Annotated in this window: 17 protein-coding genes; 12 read left to right on the plus strand and 5 right to left on the minus strand. The window is 50.1% G+C overall.

Features of this window, described 5'->3' with window-relative positions:
• Nucleotides 1-98: 98 nt before the first annotated feature.
• The 6 genes from ACKTSG_RS02350 to ACKTSG_RS02375 are packed head-to-tail and all read left to right on the plus strand — an operon-like array spanning nt 99 to nt 5,083.
• Entirely contained in the window at nt 99-815 is a 717-nt protein-coding gene (locus tag ACKTSG_RS02350) for a WxL domain-containing protein (protein WP_407891572.1), read from the plus strand.
• A gap of 23 nt (nt 816-838) precedes the next feature.
• Complete coding sequence (locus ACKTSG_RS02355; RefSeq protein ID WP_407891574.1) at nt 839-1,450, plus strand: WxL domain-containing protein; 612 nt, start codon at nt 839-841, stop codon at nt 1,448-1,450.
• Between the two features lie 43 nt (nt 1,451-1,493).
• Nucleotides 1,494-2,453 carry a DUF3324 domain-containing protein gene (locus ACKTSG_RS02360; protein ID WP_407891576.1) on the plus strand — a complete coding sequence of 320 codons (960 nt, stop codon included), beginning with the start codon at nt 1,494-1,496 and terminating at the stop codon, nt 2,451-2,453.
• The gene (locus tag ACKTSG_RS02365) at nt 2,446-2,745 is read left to right on the plus strand and encodes a hypothetical protein (protein ID WP_407891578.1); all 300 of its coding nucleotides are present in this window, start codon (nt 2,446-2,448) and stop codon (nt 2,743-2,745) included. Before ACKTSG_RS02360 ends, ACKTSG_RS02365 begins: the two co-directional genes overlap by 8 nt.
• Nucleotides 2,735-4,894 carry a hypothetical protein gene (locus tag ACKTSG_RS02370; protein WP_407891580.1) on the plus strand — a complete coding sequence of 720 codons (2,160 nt, stop codon included), beginning with the start codon at nt 2,735-2,737 and terminating at the stop codon, nt 4,892-4,894. The genes ACKTSG_RS02365 and ACKTSG_RS02370 overlap by 11 nt, the downstream gene beginning before the upstream one ends.
• A gap of 15 nt (nt 4,895-4,909) precedes the next feature.
• Nucleotides 4,910-5,083: a hypothetical protein gene (locus ACKTSG_RS02375; protein ID WP_407891581.1), complete on the plus strand. Its 174-nt coding sequence runs from the start codon at nt 4,910-4,912 to the stop codon at nt 5,081-5,083.
• 176 nt (nt 5,084-5,259) lie between these two features.
• On the opposite strand, the gene ACKTSG_RS02380 is transcribed toward ACKTSG_RS02375, so the two are convergent.
• Nucleotides 5,260-6,321: a D-alanine--D-alanine ligase family protein gene (locus ACKTSG_RS02380; RefSeq protein WP_407891583.1), complete on the minus strand. Its 1,062-nt coding sequence runs from the start codon at nt 6,319-6,321 to the stop codon at nt 5,260-5,262.
• Nucleotides 6,322-6,500: 179 nt separating this feature from the next.
• Between ACKTSG_RS02380 and ACKTSG_RS02385 the strand changes: the two genes are divergently transcribed.
• The 3 genes from ACKTSG_RS02385 (at nt 6,501) to ACKTSG_RS02395 (ending at nt 10,782) form a co-directional block, all read left to right on the plus strand.
• Entirely contained in the window at nt 6,501-7,490 is a 990-nt protein-coding gene (locus ACKTSG_RS02385; protein ID WP_407891585.1) for a D-2-hydroxyacid dehydrogenase, read from the plus strand.
• Nucleotides 7,491-7,598: 108 nt separating this feature from the next.
• Complete coding sequence (locus tag ACKTSG_RS02390) at nt 7,599-9,056, plus strand: NCS2 family permease (RefSeq protein ID WP_407891587.1); 1,458 nt, start codon at nt 7,599-7,601, stop codon at nt 9,054-9,056.
• Between the two features lie 274 nt (nt 9,057-9,330).
• A complete protein-coding gene (locus tag ACKTSG_RS02395) occupies nt 9,331-10,782 on the plus strand; it encodes an NCS2 family permease (RefSeq protein WP_407891589.1) in 1,452 nt (483 codons plus the stop codon).
• A 51-nt stretch (nt 10,783-10,833) separates the two neighbouring features.
• On the opposite strand, the gene ACKTSG_RS02400 is transcribed toward ACKTSG_RS02395, so the two are convergent.
• Nucleotides 10,834-11,403, minus strand: a complete 570-nt coding sequence (locus ACKTSG_RS02400; protein WP_407891591.1) for an N-acetyltransferase — start codon at nt 11,401-11,403, stop codon at nt 10,834-10,836.
• A gap of 8 nt (nt 11,404-11,411) precedes the next feature.
• A complete protein-coding gene (locus ACKTSG_RS02405; protein ID WP_407891593.1) occupies nt 11,412-11,705 on the minus strand; it encodes a hypothetical protein in 294 nt (97 codons plus the stop codon).
• Between the two features lie 271 nt (nt 11,706-11,976).
• Here ACKTSG_RS02405 and ACKTSG_RS02410 point away from each other — a divergent pair, with 271 nt between their 5' ends.
• The 3 genes from ACKTSG_RS02410 (at nt 11,977) to ACKTSG_RS02420 (ending at nt 15,285) form a co-directional block, all read left to right on the plus strand.
• Nucleotides 11,977-13,251, plus strand: coding sequence for a replication-associated recombination protein A (locus ACKTSG_RS02410; protein ID WP_407891604.1), 1,275 nt, complete (start codon nt 11,977-11,979; stop codon nt 13,249-13,251).
• A gap of 62 nt (nt 13,252-13,313) precedes the next feature.
• Complete coding sequence (locus ACKTSG_RS02415) at nt 13,314-14,501, plus strand: acetate/propionate family kinase (RefSeq protein ID WP_407891595.1); 1,188 nt, start codon at nt 13,314-13,316, stop codon at nt 14,499-14,501.
• Nucleotides 14,502-14,760: 259 nt separating this feature from the next.
• A complete protein-coding gene (locus tag ACKTSG_RS02420) occupies nt 14,761-15,285 on the plus strand; it encodes an AAA family ATPase (protein WP_407891597.1) in 525 nt (174 codons plus the stop codon).
• Nucleotides 15,286-15,374: 89 nt separating this feature from the next.
• Here ACKTSG_RS02420 and ACKTSG_RS02425 read toward each other — a convergent pair whose 3' ends face one another.
• Together ACKTSG_RS02425 and ACKTSG_RS02430 are read right to left on the minus strand one after the other, a co-directional pair.
• On the minus strand, nt 15,375-16,682 hold the full coding sequence (locus tag ACKTSG_RS02425; RefSeq protein ID WP_407891599.1) for a PTS sugar transporter subunit IIC: 1,308 nt from the start codon (nt 16,680-16,682) through the stop codon (nt 15,375-15,377).
• 15 nt (nt 16,683-16,697) lie between these two features.
• Nucleotides 16,698-17,534, minus strand: coding sequence for a glycoside hydrolase family 1 protein (locus ACKTSG_RS02430; protein ID WP_407891606.1), 837 nt, complete (start codon nt 17,532-17,534; stop codon nt 16,698-16,700).
• Nucleotides 17,535-17,896 lie beyond the last annotated feature (362 nt).

A 17,896-nucleotide genomic window follows, 5' to 3' on the forward strand; every position in this document is an offset into this window, starting at 1 on the left:
GACAAGTATCAAAATGAGGTCATTTCGCAAATATATATAGCGAGGGGGTGGTGCGGGCAATTTTGTTACTGGATCCAGTTAAGCAAGGAGGAACAAGGATGAAGAATCGTAATTGGTTTTTCGCATTGATTTTGGGAGTGTTAGCCAGCGGCGCGCCGGTGGCAGTAGGAGCAGAAGACTTTGCAGGCCCTGGGAATGCCGACAAGAATTTGACCACAGTCACCGATGGTTTTGAATTAGCAGATGATGGCAGTGTCGTGCAGGCAAATTCTACGGCAGAATTTGATTTGACACCTGGCACCTTGGCCTTGATCGCCGTGCCAAATATTTACTTTAAATCCGGTTCAGTTGCCAGCTTGATCACAGGCGCGCATACGCTCGACATGGATATGGACACGGCGACTGCTACTAATAATACCGATCATGATGGGAATAACGCACGAACCATCCAGGTGCTCGATTATCGTGGCAACAATGCTGGCTGGCGCTTATCTGGCAGCCTTGGGGACTTTACTTCTGGAAGCACAAAGGTTACCGCTACCAGCATTACCCTAGCTGGGACGACGAGCGGTGATAATACCACTGCTATTGCGCTATCTGGCGCTAACTTCGGTGGTGGACATGTGGCTTCTTTGTTGATAGCGCCTAAAGGTGAAGGTGCCGGGAACACAGAAGTTAAGGTGACTTCTGGGGCTTTGGCTTTGGCAAAAGATACCAAAGCCGTTGCTGGAACGTACCAAGCCACGGTCAACTGGCAGCTGATCGCCCAGCCAACACCAGCCGCTGATCCGATGGCAGCTGCGACAAGTGAATGAAGTCTTGGCAACGAGTGAGCATCTTGGCGCTTAGTGCGATGATGCCTAGCCAAGTCGTGCTTGCCGCTGACCCCTTGCCGGCAACCGTGGTCGATGGGGCGGCCACTGCTATCAGTACAGCGCAAGTGAACGTGATGGGGGAAAGCTTGGCGTTATTGCAGGTGCCAGACCTGCAGTTTGAATCTTTGAATGTGGGTGACTTGATCGATCATCGCGTCACGCTTGCGTTGGCTTCTGGGGCAGTCACCAAAGATGGCCAAGGACCAGGTTTTGACGGGGATGACCAAAAACAGATCGTCGTGGAAGACTTTCGTGGCACCAATAGCGGCTGGCAGTTGTTGGTGAAGTTAGACGCTTTCCAGCTCGCTGGGACGTCAACGACTTTAACGCCGCAGTCGGCACAATTTGCGGCAAGTAACGCGACTGGGACCAATGCGACGGGAATCGCTTTGGCCAATGTTGATTTTGCCGGCATGGAGGCGTCGGTGGTAACGGCGCCGATCGATCGTGGGAGTGGCACCACCACCTTGGCGATCACCGCAGCGACGTTGACCTTACCACAAACCGGCAATGTGTTGGCAGGCGACTATCGCGCGGCATTGGATTGGCTTTTGCTTAGTGCTCCGCAACCTTGAATAAACGCCAGTGGGTGACCCTGGCGTACATAGGAGGTGGCTTATGAAAAAATGGTGGTGTTTTTGTTGGTTATTGTTACTATTTTGGCCTGGCCATATCGCACATGCACAAGGCGCAGGTTTTACCCTTACGCCGCAAATGACTGCCGCACAAGTCGGCGGCGATCTGGGGTGGTTCAACTTATTGGTCAAACCTGGCGGCCAAGAGAAATTGCCTGTGGTGGTCGCCAATCAATCTGATCAAACCAAAACGATCCGTTTGCAATTAACGGATGCCTACACCCAAAGCAACGGGCAGATCGGATATGATCCTAACAAGCAACCTCGCATCAACGCTCAAACCAGTGTCACCGCGATCGGCTCCAAGCCAGTGACTATCGACTTAGCGCCGCATACTGGCAAAACGGTGACTTTTACGGTGACACCGCCAGCTTTTGTTGGCGAAGTATTAGGAGCGATCTATGCCCAAGACCAAACGCCAAACCCGCAATCTAGCAGTAGCGGCTTTGCCATCACCAACCAGTTTGCCATGGTCGTCGCTGTGGCGCTACAAACCAGTGAAACTAAAATCGCGCCGCAGCTGACTTTGGCAAGCGTTTCATCCAATGCCAAACAGATCACCGCGCATGTGCAAAATCCCAAACCCACGCTTTTTGGCAAAATCACGTTGAAATCAACGGTCAGTTTGCAAGGCAAAACTGTGCTCACGCAAACGGATCACGACTACGCGATGGCGCCAAACAGCGATCTGGCCTATCAATTATTGCCGAAAAAAACGCTTCTCCCAGGCAAATATCGCCTAGTGATCGATGCAACTGCCGGCAAAACCAAGTGGCATTTGACCAAAACCTTCACGATCAAGCAAGCGCTGACGCCAGAAACGCCGCCAAAAACCACGACACCAAAGCCCAATTACCTTTGGCTGTTTGGGTTAGCACTGCTGGTGGCGTTATTGATCGGTATTTTGATCGGGAAAAAACGCGGAGGTGATCGACATGCCTAAGTGGCTGGTGAGTTTGGTGATCACCACTGGGTTATTGGCCAGCACTGGCGGGCAAAGTATCGCCCAATTTGAATTGCGACCGGAAATGCCAGCAACGCAAGGCAATCAGCCTAATACCAGCTCATCTGCAAGTTCTCAGTCGCCAACTGCTAGTGGCACCAAAACGACGGCGGCTAATCAACGTTTTCCACAAGTTGGGGAGGGGAGCACTGCGAGTACTTTTGACATTTTCTGGATAGCTGGGATCAGTGGGATTTGGATCTGGCAAGGAGGGCGCCGACATGCGCATTAGAACTTGGGGGATGCTTGCATTATTCACTTGTTTGGGACTTTGGACCTGTCCCCTTCACCCAAGTCACGCCGCCACCCCAAGCGTCATCCCACCAACCGGCTTTCAAGACGGGTTTCATCAGATCTCACCGACCACTGGCGTTAGCACTTATTTCAAGATCCAACCCACTTGGTATCGAATGAGCAATGTGGGAGCGCCAGTGACTGGCTGGACCATCGTGCGTGCCGGTGAAGACATGCAATTGCGCGCGTCAGTGGCCAAAACGGGTTGGGATTTCATTCGTACGGCGTCGTTAAGTATCAATGTTCAAAAAGCCACAGGCGCAGTCGACAACTTCTCTGGTGATTGGAGTGCCGACCCGGCGATACTGGCCCAGGCGGCTGAATATGGGCTGGTGTATCAAACCGGCAAGTACCCTAGTGGCGCAGTCAATAATGATGATATTCGCTATGAAATGAAGATCCCACAAGTTACCCAACCGACTTGGTATACCTTACAGATCAATGTCAATTTAACCTTTTTAGGAGATCCGTTGCGGACGGTCTCGTCAAATTTAGCGCGCATTTTAGTCGTTCCGACCAACTATGCACCGACGCTGACGCCAAGCGAATCAGTCTTATTTAAAGGCCAAAGTACTAATCTGGCAGTCGATGGGTTAGATAATTCGATCGTACCCAATTATCAATTCACCTCAAACCCGGCACTAACGACGCAACTATCAGGTAATGGCTTGCAAGTGACAGCCAATGGTCAAGTTTCCAGCACCCCGATTCAAGCACAGATCCAGTTTGCCCCGATGTTTGGCGGGGATGCACCGATCAACGTGGTATCCAGTCCAGCGATCGTAGATACCGCCAATCTCGCAGATGTAACGGTGACTGAAAATCAGCCAGCCACGTTTAATTTGCAGTTACCACCAGGGTTGACCGCCACCAATACGCGCTGGTATGTGGGTGGGGTGTTGCAACCAACCAGCGCCAACGGCAGTTTGGGGATCCCGTCTACCAAAATCGGCGCTGATGTGTATGCCATCAGTGACTTCAAGCGCGGCGATACGATAGTTGCACAAAATGTGCGCAGCAACACCGCTAAACTCAATGTGACGCAAGGATTCAATTTTGAATTCTATGATATGGATTTTAATGCGCCATTTTTGTTTACCAGCGGTGGTCCGCAGTCACCAAAAGCGCCGACGACCAGCCTTAAAGCGACCGTGTTGGCGCTACCGGCAAGCGCCAGTGCGATCGTGTGGCATGCGTATCAACCTGGCACCCAAACCCCGTCTGATTTAGTCAAGATCAGCGCTGATGGCACAGTGACTGCCGGACCTGACGCCGGAACAGTGGATATTGAAGTTAACTTCACCACTGCCGGCGGCCCACAAGTGACTGGGCGGCGGTTGACTATCATCAAGCTGGCAGATGGTTCAGCCAACGCCTTTGATCACGCACTGTTTCAAGCCCCGGCTTTGCCAGCGGGCCAACTGGTCAATGCCGCGTGGTATTTTGCGGATACAGCAGGGCAATTGCCGGATCAGCCGGCAGTTTCCAGTTCCGCGCTAACCGCATCAGGGCCAGTGGTGACCAGCGCTGACAATGATCGCCACTATCAAGTGGTGATGCAAGTCGACGCTGATGGGCAAACCTATACGCTGAATTCAAATGTCGCCAACTTCGCGGTGATCCCACCTGCAGGATTGGCATTACAAGCAGTGCCGAGTTTTTATTTTGCTAACGATGCGGCTGGGGTGATCACGTCGCCGACAGTTTCAGCGTTGATCTCAGGTAGTACCCAGTTGCCATCAGTGAATGGCCCGCAACCGTTGATCGTATCTGATCGCCGCGATGAGGCCGGCCCTTGGCAATTACAAGTACAAATGCCAGATTTTCAGGCCACGGCGACGCAAACCCCGCTAGGTGCCAATGGTGGCTCAGTGGTGATGGCGTTTCAAGGCGCTCAAGCACCAGCGCGTTTGCCAGTGACGATCGGGGCGACGGCCACGACGATCGCCGATATCCAAGCACCGCTGGCGATTTGGGAGACCACGGCGACGTTGAATTTACCACCGATCCCAGCGCCTTTGGCTGGCAGTTTTGCAGCGCCAATTCAGTGGACGCTAGCTGCGGCACCGACGCCAGCAGCGCCATGAAAGGAAGTGAGCAACATGTGGTGGCTGATCGGAGGGCCAAGTGTGTTGGTGTTGTTCGTTTGGGGGTATTGGCATCGCCAGCAAGGTCAACGCGAATGGCAAACTTTGAAGCGCAATGCGCAAAGTGACCCGTTGAAAAAAGGGCGCTGGTGGCGTGCGATCATGTTGCGGCTGTTTGGACACAAATAAAAAAACCGACCTGCATGTCTGCAGGCCGGTTTCGTGATAAGCTGCGGCAACCTTCTGAACGCTTGCGCGCCGGTCGCTTACACTTATCGTGGTTTGGCACCGCAAGTAGTATCGCATGCCGAAAAATTTTTGTCAAACAAAAACCCTTAAGGCCACGCCTTAAGGGTTCAGAGTTACTAGTTGTTCATGCCTTGTGCATATAACTCGAGCTTGCCGTTGACGATACTTTCGACCAAGTCGCCGTAAGCCACGCCTTCAGCTTCGGCTTCTTGTGGTAACAAGGAAAGTGGGGTCATGCCAGGCAAGTTGTTGGCTTCGATCACCCAAACGGCATCATTGTCATCCACGAAGAAGTCCACGCGGCCATAGTTTTGCATGCCTAGCGCATCCATGGTTTGTACCGCCACGCGCTTCATTTCGTCATGGACGGCATCCGACAAGTCTTCTGGTGGGGTGACGAAAGTGGTGTGGCCTTCGATAAATTTATGTTCGAAGTCATACCAGCCGTCATGCACTTTGATCTCAATGGCTGGGAACGCATGCCCATTGACCACGCCTAAGGAGAATTCACGGCCTTTGATAAATTCTTCAATGATCGCAGAATTATCAAAACGGAACACATCTTCCAAACCAGATTCTAGTTCTGCGGCGTCATGGGCAATGTGCGTGCCGACAGAAGAGCCACCAGACGTTGGCTTTAACACGACTGGGTAAGCGAAAGGCAAGCGGTGGCCTTTGGCGCCTTGGTCGCGGGTGATCTCAACAAAAGCCGCAGTTTTGATCCCTTGATATAACATGATCTCTTTGCTGTAGACTTTGTTCATGGTGATCCCAGAAGCGGTGCTGCCGCTGCCAGTATATTTGATATTGTTCAAGTCGAGCACGGCTTGAACTTTACCATTTTCACCATCGCCACCATGTAAGCCGATCACCACGATATCCGCGGCTTTACAAATGGCCAAAACATTTGGACCAAACAACTGAGTGGTGCCGTCAGTGCGCAGCTTGTTGATGACGTCGTCGGTCAATACGGCGTCTGAGATCAATAAGTTGTCACTGGTGTTGGCTGTTTCAAAAGCAGTCTCTGGGTCGCGGCCTTGTAAGTCGAACCCTAAAAATAAATCAATGAATGTGGCTTGGTGGCCTTTTTCACGCAAAGCGTTGGTCAGGCGGTAGCCACTAGAGATAGAGACGTTTCGCTCGGTGCTACGACCGCCAGCTAAAACGACAATCTTCATAGGAATGATCCCTCCGTAAGTTTATAGAACCCTAAGTGTACCACAAAAGCCTAAAATCTCGATAGGAACGTAACCGTTTTCATCAATTCTTAACCTTTTTCTCTCATGGCACTTTCATGCAAAAGTCGTGAAATTTCGTTATGCTGAAAATTATTAAGCCAATAAGGAGGGCACACAGCTTGAAAATCATCGCTTACGGCGCACGCGTCGACGAAATCGACTATTTAAACCAATGGGGACAAACCTCAGGACATGAGTTGACGATCCGCACAGAATTATTGACCGAAGACACGATCCATTATGCCCAAGGGTACGATGGGATCAACTGTTTACAAACCACGCCATATTCTGCCGCCATGTTCGAAAAAATGGGCGAATACGGTATTAAATTTCTGACGATCCGCAATGTTGGCACAGATAATATCGATTTTGACGCGGCGAAAAAAGCTGGTGTCCGCATCGCCAACACGCCAGCTTATTCGCCAAACGCCATTGCCGAGTTTGCCGTGACCATGACGTTGAACTTGTTGCGGCGTTTAGGCGAAGTTGAAGCGGCTTTGAAAGCTGATGATTACGGCAAGTCCACCACGTTCATCGGCCGTGAGCTCGCCCAACAAACCGTGGGCGTGATCGGCGCTGGTCGTATCGGCCAAGCGGCGATCCGCTTATTCAAAGGTTTTGGCGCCAAAGTGTTAGCCTATGATCCGCATCCGGTGCACACGGATCTGGAATGTGAATATGTTGATCTGCCAACGTTATATGCGCAAAGTGACGTGATCGATCTGCATATTCCTGGCATCGCCGCCAATGATCATTTGATCGACGCTGACGCGATCGCCCAAATGAAGCCAGATGCGGTGATCATTAATACCGCCCGTGGCAATCTCATCGATACCAAAGCGTTGCTGGCTGCTTTAGAAGCAGGCAAGCTTGGTGGCGCTGGCATCGACACATTCGAGAATGAATCTTCGGCGTTGGTCAACTTTGATCGTACTGGTCATTTCCATGATCCATTGTGGGACGTGTTGTTGCAACGCGATGATGTGTTGTTGGCGCCGCATATTGCGTATTACACCCAAACTGCGGTGCATAATATGGTGTTTTATTCCTTAGGGTACTTGATCGAATTCTTAACGACTGGCGCCACTGAAACGGAAGTTACGCGTTAAACACGAATATTAAATGAATTAATTACCAAAACAAACGTATTTTTACTTGAACTTCTTTGCTGGATGCGGTAAGCTTTAATCATCCTAAAGACGAACAAAGGAGCTATCATGGAAAATTTCTTTCAACTACGTGCGAACAATACCAAAGTTGGCACTGAAATTATGGCGGGATTAACGACATTCTTCGCGATGTCGTACATTTTATTCGTCAACCCACAGATCTTGTCACTGACAGGGATGCCTTCACAAGGTGTGTTCTTGGCGACGATCATTGCTTCAGCAGTTGGGACGTTGGTCATGGGCCTATTTGCCAATGTGCCATATGCTTTGGCACCAGGCATGGGGCTGAATGCCTTCTTCACGTATACCGTGGTGTTTGCATTAGGCTTCAAGTGGCAACAAGCGTTAGCGTTAGTCTTCATTTGTGGGATGATCAATATTTTGATCACCGTCACGAAAGTTCGGAAAATGATCATCATGGCGATCCCAGAAGTGATGCAACATGCCATCGGCGGTGGGATCGGGATCTTCGTTGGTTACATCGGTTTGAAGAATGCCGGCTTCTTGCAATTCACTTCTGATTCTTCCAACATTTTAAGCATCAACAATGCCGCTTATAACGCTGCGACGACGCACTTCAAAGGTGGCGTTACCGGCGTCGTGACTGGCGGCGGCATCGTACCAGCGTTGGTGAACTTCACCCAATCAGGCGCGATGTTGGCGTTGATCGGGTTGTTATTAATGACGATCTTGGTCGTCAAAAAAGTTCCTGGCGCCGTTTTGATCGGAATCGTGGTCACCACGTTGATCGGGATCCCCATGGGCGTTACCAACTTATCATTCTCCAGTGCCAACAGCTTTTCCAACTCGTTCACACAATTAGGCACGACTTTCGGCGCAGCGTTTGGCGCCAACGGCATGGGCAGCTTGTTTACTAGCCCAACGCAAACAGTCGTGTCGATCATGACGATCTTCGCCTTTAGCTTCTCAGATACGTTCGATACGTTAGGTACCTTCATTGGGACTGGCCGGCGCACTGGGATCTTCTCTGACGCCGATGAAAAAGCCATGGAAAATGGCCATGGGTTCTCCAGCAAAATGGACAAAGCCTTGTTCGCCGATTCCATTGCCACTTCGATCGGGGCGATTTTCGGGACGTCTAACACCACGACTTATGTGGAATCCGCTGCCGGCATCGGCGCTGGTGGTCGTACCGGCTTAACGGCGGTGACCACTGCGGTATGCTTCTTGATCTCTGCGGTGTTTGCGCCGATCATTTCGGTGGTGCCAACGCAAGCCGTTGCGCCAGCATTGATCTTAGTTGGGGTCATGATGGTTTCCAGCTTGAAGGAAATCGACTGGTCCAACCTTGAAGAAGCGGTACCGGCATTCATGGCCTCAGTCGTCATGGGGTTGATCTACAACATTTCTTACGGCATCGCCGCAGGGTTTATCTTCTATTGCTTGGTCAAGCTGATCACTGGCAAGGCCAAAGAGATCCATCCGATCTTGGCGATCGTATCGATCGGGTTTATCATCAACTTCATTGTGTTAGCTGTTTTATAAATCGTGATCTTCTCGCAGCCTGGCCAACGCCAGGCTGTTTTTGTGTCCGAGTGAAAAACCGAAAACTAAAGCAAATGGGCAGACAATCACCAAAATCGCAAAAAATTCCGAACGAAAACGGTTGCAAATTGTGAAAATCAAACATTTCTGGGAAGTGCCTAGGTAAAACCCGAACATTAAAAATATTCTAATGGAAAATAGCCGCTTTTTATCTTGATTATCCAAGCAAAGGCGTGTAGGCTAAAACTTAACATTTTAATTTAAGGAGCCTATCATGGACCAGTTTTTCCAACTAGAAGCGAACCATACGACCAAGCGCCGTGAAATTATTGCGGGGTTGACGACATTTTTTGCCATGTCATACATTTTGTTCGTTGCCCCAGATACCTTATCGTTGACTGGTATGCCATCGCAGGCGGTGTTTTTAGCCACCATTATTGCCAGTGCGACTGGGACGTTGATCATGGGCTTGTTTGCCAATGTGCCTTACGCGTTGGCACCAGGCTTAGGGCTCAATGCATTCTTTACATATACTGTGGTGTTTGCATTAGGCTTTAGCTGGCAAGAGGCTTTGGCGCTGGTGTTTTTATGCGGGATGATCAATATTTTGATCACCGTCACCAAGATCCGGAAGTTGATCATTGTCGCGATCCCAGAAGTGATGCAACATGCCATTGGCGGTGGGATCGGGGTGTTCGTGGCGTATATCGGCTTGAAGAACTCCGGCTTTTTGCAATTTACCTCTGATGCGTCCAGTATTTTAAGTGTGAATGGCGGCGCGGCGACTGCCCACACCTTTAAAAACGGCATCGACTCGGTGGTTTCTGGCGGCGGGATCGTGCCGGCTTTGGTGAACTTCACCCAACCTGGCGCGTTAGTGGCGCTGATCGGCTTGTTGCTAATGGCAGTCTTAGTGGTCAAAAAAGTCCCTGGTGCGGTATTGATCGGCATCGTCGCCACGACGTTGATCGGGATCCCATTTGGGGTGACGAACTTACATATTTCTGGGGCCAACACCTTAGGCCATGCCATCAGCCAGTTAGGCACGACTTTCGGCGCAGCATTTTCTAGCAAAGGCTTTGGCAGCTTATTTACCGATGCCCACCATATCTTGCTGTCGATCATGACGATCTTCGCCTTTAGTTTCTCCGATATTTTCGATACGTTAGGCACGTTCATCGGCACTGGGCGGCGCACTGGGATCTTTACCAGCGCAGACATGCAGGCGATGGAAAAAGGCCACGGCTTCTCCAGCAAAATGGACAAAGCGCTGTTTTCTGACGCGATCGCCACTGGGGTCGGCTCGATTTTTGGCACGTCAAACATCACCGTGTTTGTTGAATCCGCTGCTGGCATCGGTGCTGGTGGTCGCACTGGGTTAACGGCAGTAGTCGTGGCGATCTGCTTTGGCTTATCCAGTTTGTTGTCACCTTTGATCGCCATTGTGCCAAGCCAAGCCGTTGCGCCAGCGTTGGTCATGGTCGGGGTCATGATGATGTCCAGCTTCAAAGAAATCGATTGGTCCAATCTTGAAGATGCGATCCCAGCGTTTATGGCCTCGATCGTCATGGGTTTGATCTACAACATTTCTTATGGCATCGCGGCTGGGTTTATCTTCTATTGCTTGATCAAGTTGATCACCGGCAAAGCCAAAGAAGTGCATCCGGTGTTATGGGTCGTGACTGCCGGGTTTGTCTTAGATTTCGTGTTTATGGCATTGATGTAGACAGGCAAAAAGTCCTTTGGAAAATTTTTCCAAAGGACTTTTTATTTGGATTTAAAAGCGGTACGCCGGGTCATCTGCGACAGTGTCACGGTTAAGGGTCATGGCCAGCAACGCCACTTTTTGACCAGATGCCAGCTTGCGGGTGTGCGGATAAGGCTGGCTTTGGAAGTGATTGGCGGATAACCACTGCAACAAGTCGGCATTTTCTGGCACGATCATGGTCAATTGCGCCAAGCCGAGTTCAAAAAACGAAAAGCCGACCACGCGCGGAATGATCTCTTGATACAAGGCGTCGGCGTTTTTGGCATCGGCGACTTCTAAGCGCATTTGTGCGCGGGTGAAGTCAGCGTCGAATTGCCACAAGCAAATACTGCCGACAAATTTTTGAGTGGCGCGATCGGTAATGCCATATAACAAAGCTTTATTTTTCATGACCAAGCGCATAGACTGGTTGATATAATGCGCCGTCGCCGGAATATCCAAGTCGGTTTTGCGACCGGATAATTCCGCTTGAGTGGCGTTAGCGCGCAGTTCATGCACGGCTTTTAAGTTGGCATTGGTCAGCCAATCTAAGGTGTAATGCGCCGATAACAATGGATGGTATTTTTCAAAACTGATCATAGCTACTCCTATAACGGATCGTTGAAATTCTTGCGATAGTAGTCGACATCGATCACTTTGTATTTGCCATTGGTAAAACGCGCAATGATCTCACCGTTTTTGGCGCGTAATGGTGAAGCGTCTGGCAAGCGCAAGGTGATCCCGGCTTCACTTTGGCGGACATTGGCTGCGTCTGGGCCAAAGAAAGTTTGCAAGACCTCAGGGTCAAGGTCAGGGCGGATCGGCAAAAAGTGTGACATTTTAGCAATGGAAAAGGCTGAAAATGGGCCTTGCGGAAATTCAGACAGTTGAGATACAGACATATAAGAGGCCACCTTTCGTGAAATCGCTACAATCTTTAGCTTCATGGTATCACAGCCAAGGGAGTCGGCATAGTGCCGAAAATATGTGAAATGGTTTACGAAATTCGAGCCTGGGTCTTTAAAGATAACGTTTTCATGTTATAGTAGACTCATGTTCAAATTTTTGATATTTGAATAAGCGTAGCCTTTTTTAGGGCTGCGCCAGGGAATAGAAGGTGGCAGATTGAGTAGTCTTTTTGATACACAGCGGTTTTCGCCGCTGGCCAGCCGTATGCGACCGCAAACGATTGATGAAGTGGTCGGACAGCAGCATCTGCTTGGCAAAGACCGCGTGCTACGGCAGCTGATTTTAGCCGATCATGTGGCGTCGATGATTTTTTGGGGGCCGCCTGGTGTTGGTAAAACCACGCTGGCGCGGATCATTGCCAAGCAAACCAAAGCCGAATTCGTCACGTTTTCGGCAGTGACTAGCGGCATCACTGAGATCAAAAAGGTGATGCAAGACGCTGAAGCCAATCAAGCGTTAGGTCAACGGACCATCGTGTTTGTTGATGAAATTCACCGTTTTAACAAAGCCCAACAAGACGCGTTTTTGCCTTATGTGGAACGCGGCAGTATCACCTTGATCGGCGCGACGACTGAAAACCCGTCATTTGAAGTCAATGCCGCGTTGTTGAGCCGCTTGCGGGTGTTTGTTTTGCACGCGCTGACGGCAGACGATTTGGTCACGTTATTGAAACGTGCGCTTAGCGATCCGCGCGGCTACGGGTCTTCTGAAGTTGAGATCGACGACAAGGTATTACGCCAAATCGCGGATTTCGCCAATGGGGATGCGCGCATTGCGCTAAACACCTTGGAAATGGCAGTGACTAACGCCCAAACTGAAGACAACGCGCATATTCAAGTGGCGGCAGATGCGGTGGCGCAACTGTTGACCAAAAAGCAGCTGCTTTACGACAAAAACGGTGAAGAACACTACAACTTGATTTCAGCGCTACATAAATCGATGCGCAATTCTGACGTAGACGCGGCGCTTTATTGGCTGGCGCGAATGCTTGAAGGCGGCGAAGATCCCCTTTATGTGGCCAGACGCTTGGTGCGTTTTGCTTCAGAAGATGTCGGGATGGCCGATAGCCGTGCCGTAGAGATCTGCGTGTCGGTATTTCAAGCTTGCCAGTTTTTGGGCATGCCAGAATGTGCGGTGCACTTGGCACATGCGGTGGTGTATTTAAGCTTAGCGCCAAAATCCAACGCGGTTTATACCGCCTATGAAGCGGCTAAAGCTGATGCGCTGAATGATCGCGACGAGCCAGTACCGCTGCAGATCCGCAATGGGGTCACGGATCTCATGAAAGATCTCGGCTATGGCAAAGACTATCAATACGCTCATGACACCAAAGACAAGCTCACCGACATGCAAACCATGCCAGACAACTTGGTAGGCCACCACTATTACCATCCTGGCACGGCTGGATCAGAAGCCAAAGTCGCCGCCAGACTTGCCCAGATCGCCGCGTGGCATGCGGCACACCATCCCCAAAAATAATACGCGCTTGCGCGTCAATATGCGCGACCCACAAGCTGGTCGTGATTCAAGGAGTGAATGAAATGGTTAAAATTTTAGCAGTAAACGCTGGTAGCTCAACGTTAAAATGGAAATTATTTGAAATGCCCGCGGAAAACGAACTCGCAGAAGGGTTAGTCGATCGCTTAGGCCAACCAAAAGGTAACATCAAAGTGAAATATGGCGATCATCAAGTTTATCGCGATGACAAACCCGTCGCCAACTTTGGCGAAGCAGTGGCATCAGTGATGGAGAATTTGAAGTCATTGGGGCTAGTCAAAGAATTACATGAGATCGTTGGGATCGGTCACCGGGTCGTTGCCGGTGGCGAACAATTTACTGAATCAACGGTCGTCGATGATGACGTGTTGTTACAGATCCAAAACCTGCGCGATTATGCCCCGTTGCATAACCCAGTTGAAGCCCAATACATCGACGTTTTCCGCAAAATGATGCCATGGGCCACTGAAGTTGCGGTGTTTGATACTGCCTTTCACCAAACCATGTCACCAGAAAACTTCTTATACTCGATCCCTTACAAGTACTACAAAGAATACGGCGCCCGCAAATATGGCGCCCATGGGACTTCAGTGCGTTATGTTTCCAAGCGCACGGCTGAATTTTTAGGCAAAGATGTCAAAGACCTCAAAACCGTGGTGATGCATTTAGGCTCTGGTTCGTCGATCACTGCGGTACAAGGTGGCAAGTCTGTTGACACGTCGATGGGCTTCACGCCGTTAGCTGGGATCACCATGAGTACGCGTTCTGGGGATATCGACTTTTCATTGGTGGCTTATTTGATGAAGAAGCTCGACATCGGCTTGGATGAAATGTTGCACATTTTGAACCATGATTCTGGGGTGTTAGGGATCTCTGAATTGTCGCAAGATCAACGCGATTTAAAGGAAGTTGAATTTGAAAACCCGCAAGCCAAGCTCGCGTTGAATATTTACGCCAACCGCGCCGCCAAATATGTCGCCGGCTATGCGTCAGTGATGGATGGCATCGATGTGTTGGTCTTCACCGGCGGCGTTGGCGAAAATTCAGACGAAATGCGCGGCCAGATCATCGACAAATTGCACTTCTTAGGCGCCGGGATCGATGATGCAGTGAACAAAGCCTCTCATGGCGTGGAAGTGGATCTGTCTTCTAAAGATGCCAAGATCAAGACTTTGTTGATCCCAACCAACGAAGAATTAATGATCGTCCGCGACGTGTTCGAACGGCTATAAACAGGCTGTGACGTCAAGCGCTCTTAGCCCACAATACAGGCGCCTTGGGACCCCGATTCGCTTTTTGAATCGAGGTCTCAAGGCGTTTGTATTGCTGGGCGTTGCTTTGTGGAACGCAACTAAAACAAGGCTGTGATGTCAAGCGGTTTTAGCCCCAACGCAACCAAAAATGGGAAGTCCCCAAAATTCCTGAAGCCTAATCGATACCGCACTAGTCGACTAAAGACTGGTGCGGTATTCTTATGCTGGAGGATAAACGATGAAACTCTTATTGATTGGCCGGCCTGGTGCCGGGAAGTCAACACTGGCTTCTGCCATTGCACAACAAACCGGCTGGCCCATCCTGGCTTTAGACCAGCTGTGGCATGCCGACGATTATAGCGCCCAAGCCAAACAGCGCTTCATTGCCCAGCAACAAGCTTTCATGGCAGCGCATGAGGATTGGCTGATCGATGGCAATTATGCCAGCACATTAAAGCAACGCGTGCCGCAAGCAGACGTAATTGTGTGGGTGCGCTGCAATGCGTTAGTCGCGTTGGTGCGGATATTGCGCCGCTCATGGCGCTTTGCCAAAGACCCAAGCAGCCGCCCAGAAATGCCAGCAAACTTTGTTGAGCACTGGAATCGCGAATATGTGCAGTTCTTGTGGTATGTGCTGCGCTTCTCTCAAGTCGAGAAGCGGTGTTTGCAGCCGGTGCTGGCGCAGTTGCGAGAAACGCAGCGTTTGGTCATCGTGCGCACGCGCAAGCAGAAAAAGCAGTTGCTGGCGACACTTTCAAGATAATGAAGGACTGATATAAATAGATTTCCCATTTTTTTACCTGAAAACTAACAAAAACATCGGCCTGCAATGCAAGTCGATGCTTTTTGTAACTATTGTGCAGACTGCTCGGCTTGCTTCATCATGACGCGATCCGAGACTTTCAAAAACGGAATGTAAACCAAGATATTAATGATCAACAGTTGCACGATCACCGCCCGCCAGTCGCCGGCAGTGGCTAAGAAGCCATTGATCAAAGGCGGGGTCGTCCAAGGTACCATGACACAAACCCGATTCATAAAGCCCATCACGGTTGCCGCATAGGCGATCAAGATCCCGATGACTGGATTAAGCACGAAGGGGATCATCATCGGTAAGTTGAACACGATCGGGAAGCCAAAGATCACGGGTTCGTTGATGTTAAAGATCCCAGGAACGATGGCTAAAGCAGCGATATCTTTATTGGATTTGAGTTTGGAGAAAAAGAAGATCGCGATCAATAAGGCAATGGTGGAACCAGTCCCGCCCATCATCCCAAAGGTATCGCGGAAGGTGTTGGACATGATGTAAGGGATCGGTTTGTGCGCCGCAAAGGCTGCGGTGTTTTTAGCCATGTTCACTAACAACACTGGATCCAACAAGGTGCCGTTGATGACGGCTTGGTGAATACCTAAGGTGTATAAGAAGTTCCCAGTGGAGTAAATGATCAACATCCCAGGCAAGCTGGTATTCAAGCGCCGCAATGGTTCTTGAATAATGGTGGTGATCAAAGCGATCAAGTTGGTGTTGCCCCAAACGATCAATAATGCCGAGAATAAAGCAAACAAACTTAATGTCAATGTCGCTGGGATCAAAGCGTTGAATGATTGCGAAACCGCCGGTGGCACTTGGTCGCCAAGGTTGATCTGCAAACGTTTGATGTTGCCTAAACGAATGAAGACTTCAGTCGCCAATAAGCCGATAATGATGCCGGCAAACATGCCGGTGGTCCCAAGGTTGGTAAAACTCAACGCCCCAGTGACATCAACGGCTTTTTTGGCGCCGGTGGGGATCAAGGAAATGGTAACTGGCATCATCATCACTAAGCTGGCTAACGCGATGATCGCTGCCATGATCGGGTTTTGATAATTGCGGTTGCGCGCCAAAATGAAGCCGACGACTGGTGCTAACATCAACCCGGCAATGTTTAACGTCCCATTGGCGATCAAGCTGCCCCAAACTTGCAAATGGGCCAAGGTGTCGCCACTGGCAATTTTTGGAAAGACGACGTTGTTGATCAACGTGCCGATCCCAGCCAAAATGAACAGCGGCATGATCATGGCAAAAGCGTCACGCAATGAGCGCAAGTGCACTTGATTGCCGAAGCGTCCGGCGACTTCGGAGAACTTATCAAGAAATCTCTGGCTCTTGGATTGAGTCATTATTTTCACTCCTATCTATTGAATGTTTTCGAGATTTTCACCGTTACTACGGAAAACTTGTTGAAACCAAGCAAAGCTGGCTTTAGGGATCCGGCGCAAGTCTTTGTTATCGTGATTGGTGTGGTTGACGTAAACGGCGCCATAACGTTTATCAACGTCGCCTTTTGAGCTGGGGATGTCGATCAACCCCCAAGCCAAATACCCGATCACTGGCACGCCAAGCGATACGGCGGCTTTGAGTTGCTGCAAATGTGCGCGATGATAGCTGATGCGATAGTCGTCTTGGATCGGATGTTGGCCGTCCCAGACTTCGCGCACGCCGATCCCATTTTCGATCGGGAAAACCGGCAAGCCGGTGTAATTCCAAAGCTTTGCCAAAACATTTTTGAAACCGACCGCATCGATTTGCCAACCCCATTCCGTGGCTTTGAGGTTGGGATTTTCGATGCTGGCTTGTTCCATCCACCAATTCACCGCTGATCCAGGTTGGATCTTGGTGTGATCGATGGCTTGGGAGGCATAATAACTAAACGCAATAAAATCGCTGCGGATGGTGGCAAGTTCTTCAAGATCACCTGGTTGAATGATGTCATCCAAATGCTGAGTGGTCATGAAGTGCAACACTTCCGGTGAATAATGGCCAAAAGCAAAAATATCCAAATAACTGTTGTTCAAAAATTCATTGATCTGTCGCGTGGCTTCCACATCTTCAGGCTGTGCTGTGGCAGGATACACTTGCGCGTAAGCTAACATTCCGCCGAGTTTGAGCTTGGGATAATGGGCGCGGACAAACGCGTTGATGCGCGCATGCGCCAACAAAGTATGATGGCTCATGGTATACAAGGTGCGCAGGTCTTTCGGCGCGGATAAATTACCGCCACTTTCAAGACCGGGTTGATAAGTAAACCTGGATTATTCATAGAATTTCAAAAAAGCAGCGCAATCCCACGATTCACACGGGACTGCGCTGCTTTGGTGTTTCACCCATTGGGTGCGCCTATATGCTAAGGTTGAGTCAACGAAAACCATCACGAAAGCGAGGCTTCACACCATCTCAACTTTAACCAGCTTATCCCTGCAATGCAATACCAATGTGACTGTGACCGCCGACGGCGGTCAACTTTCAAATGACGCCGGGCTCGTTTTGTTCCAAGAGTTTCTTCATCGTATCAACTTTAGGCAACTTGCCAATCAGTGCCTCAAGTTACCAGACC

The sequence above is a fragment of the Lacticaseibacillus salsurae genome, from assembly GCF_045862175.1.
Lineage (GTDB): Bacteria > Bacillota > Bacilli > Lactobacillales > Lactobacillaceae > Lacticaseibacillus > Lacticaseibacillus salsurae.

Excerpts from the sequence above, each read along its gene's own strand:
- ACKTSG_RS02400 (WP_407891591.1), bottom strand. The coding sequence starts at position 11,403 with ATGATCAGTTTTGAAAAATACCATCCATTGTTATCGGCGCATTACACC.
- ACKTSG_RS02350 (WP_407891572.1), top strand. The coding sequence starts at position 99 with ATGAAGAATCGTAATTGGTTTTTCGCATTGATTTTGGGAGTGTTAGCC.
- ACKTSG_RS02365 (WP_407891578.1), top strand. The coding sequence starts at position 2,446 with ATGCCTAAGTGGCTGGTGAGTTTGGTGATCACCACTGGGTTATTGGCC.
- ACKTSG_RS02395 (WP_407891589.1), top strand. The coding sequence starts at position 9,331 with ATGGACCAGTTTTTCCAACTAGAAGCGAACCATACGACCAAGCGCCGT.
- ACKTSG_RS02420 (WP_407891597.1), top strand. The coding sequence starts at position 14,761 with ATGAAACTCTTATTGATTGGCCGGCCTGGTGCCGGGAAGTCAACACTG.
- ACKTSG_RS02415 (WP_407891595.1), top strand. The coding sequence starts at position 13,314 with ATGGTTAAAATTTTAGCAGTAAACGCTGGTAGCTCAACGTTAAAATGG.
- ACKTSG_RS02410 (WP_407891604.1), top strand. The coding sequence starts at position 11,977 with ATGCGACCGCAAACGATTGATGAAGTGGTCGGACAGCAGCATCTGCTT.
- ACKTSG_RS02380 (WP_407891583.1), bottom strand. The coding sequence starts at position 6,321 with ATGAAGATTGTCGTTTTAGCTGGCGGTCGTAGCACCGAGCGAAACGTC.
- ACKTSG_RS02390 (WP_407891587.1), top strand. The coding sequence starts at position 7,599 with ATGGAAAATTTCTTTCAACTACGTGCGAACAATACCAAAGTTGGCACT.
- ACKTSG_RS02360 (WP_407891576.1), top strand. The coding sequence starts at position 1,494 with ATGAAAAAATGGTGGTGTTTTTGTTGGTTATTGTTACTATTTTGGCCT.
- ACKTSG_RS02405 (WP_407891593.1), bottom strand. The coding sequence starts at position 11,705 with ATGTCTGTATCTCAACTGTCTGAATTTCCGCAAGGCCCATTTTCAGCC.
- ACKTSG_RS02425 (WP_407891599.1), bottom strand. The coding sequence starts at position 16,682 with ATGACTCAATCCAAGAGCCAGAGATTTCTTGATAAGTTCTCCGAAGTC.
- ACKTSG_RS02375 (WP_407891581.1), top strand. The coding sequence starts at position 4,910 with ATGTGGTGGCTGATCGGAGGGCCAAGTGTGTTGGTGTTGTTCGTTTGG.
- ACKTSG_RS02370 (WP_407891580.1), top strand. The coding sequence starts at position 2,735 with ATGCGCATTAGAACTTGGGGGATGCTTGCATTATTCACTTGTTTGGGA.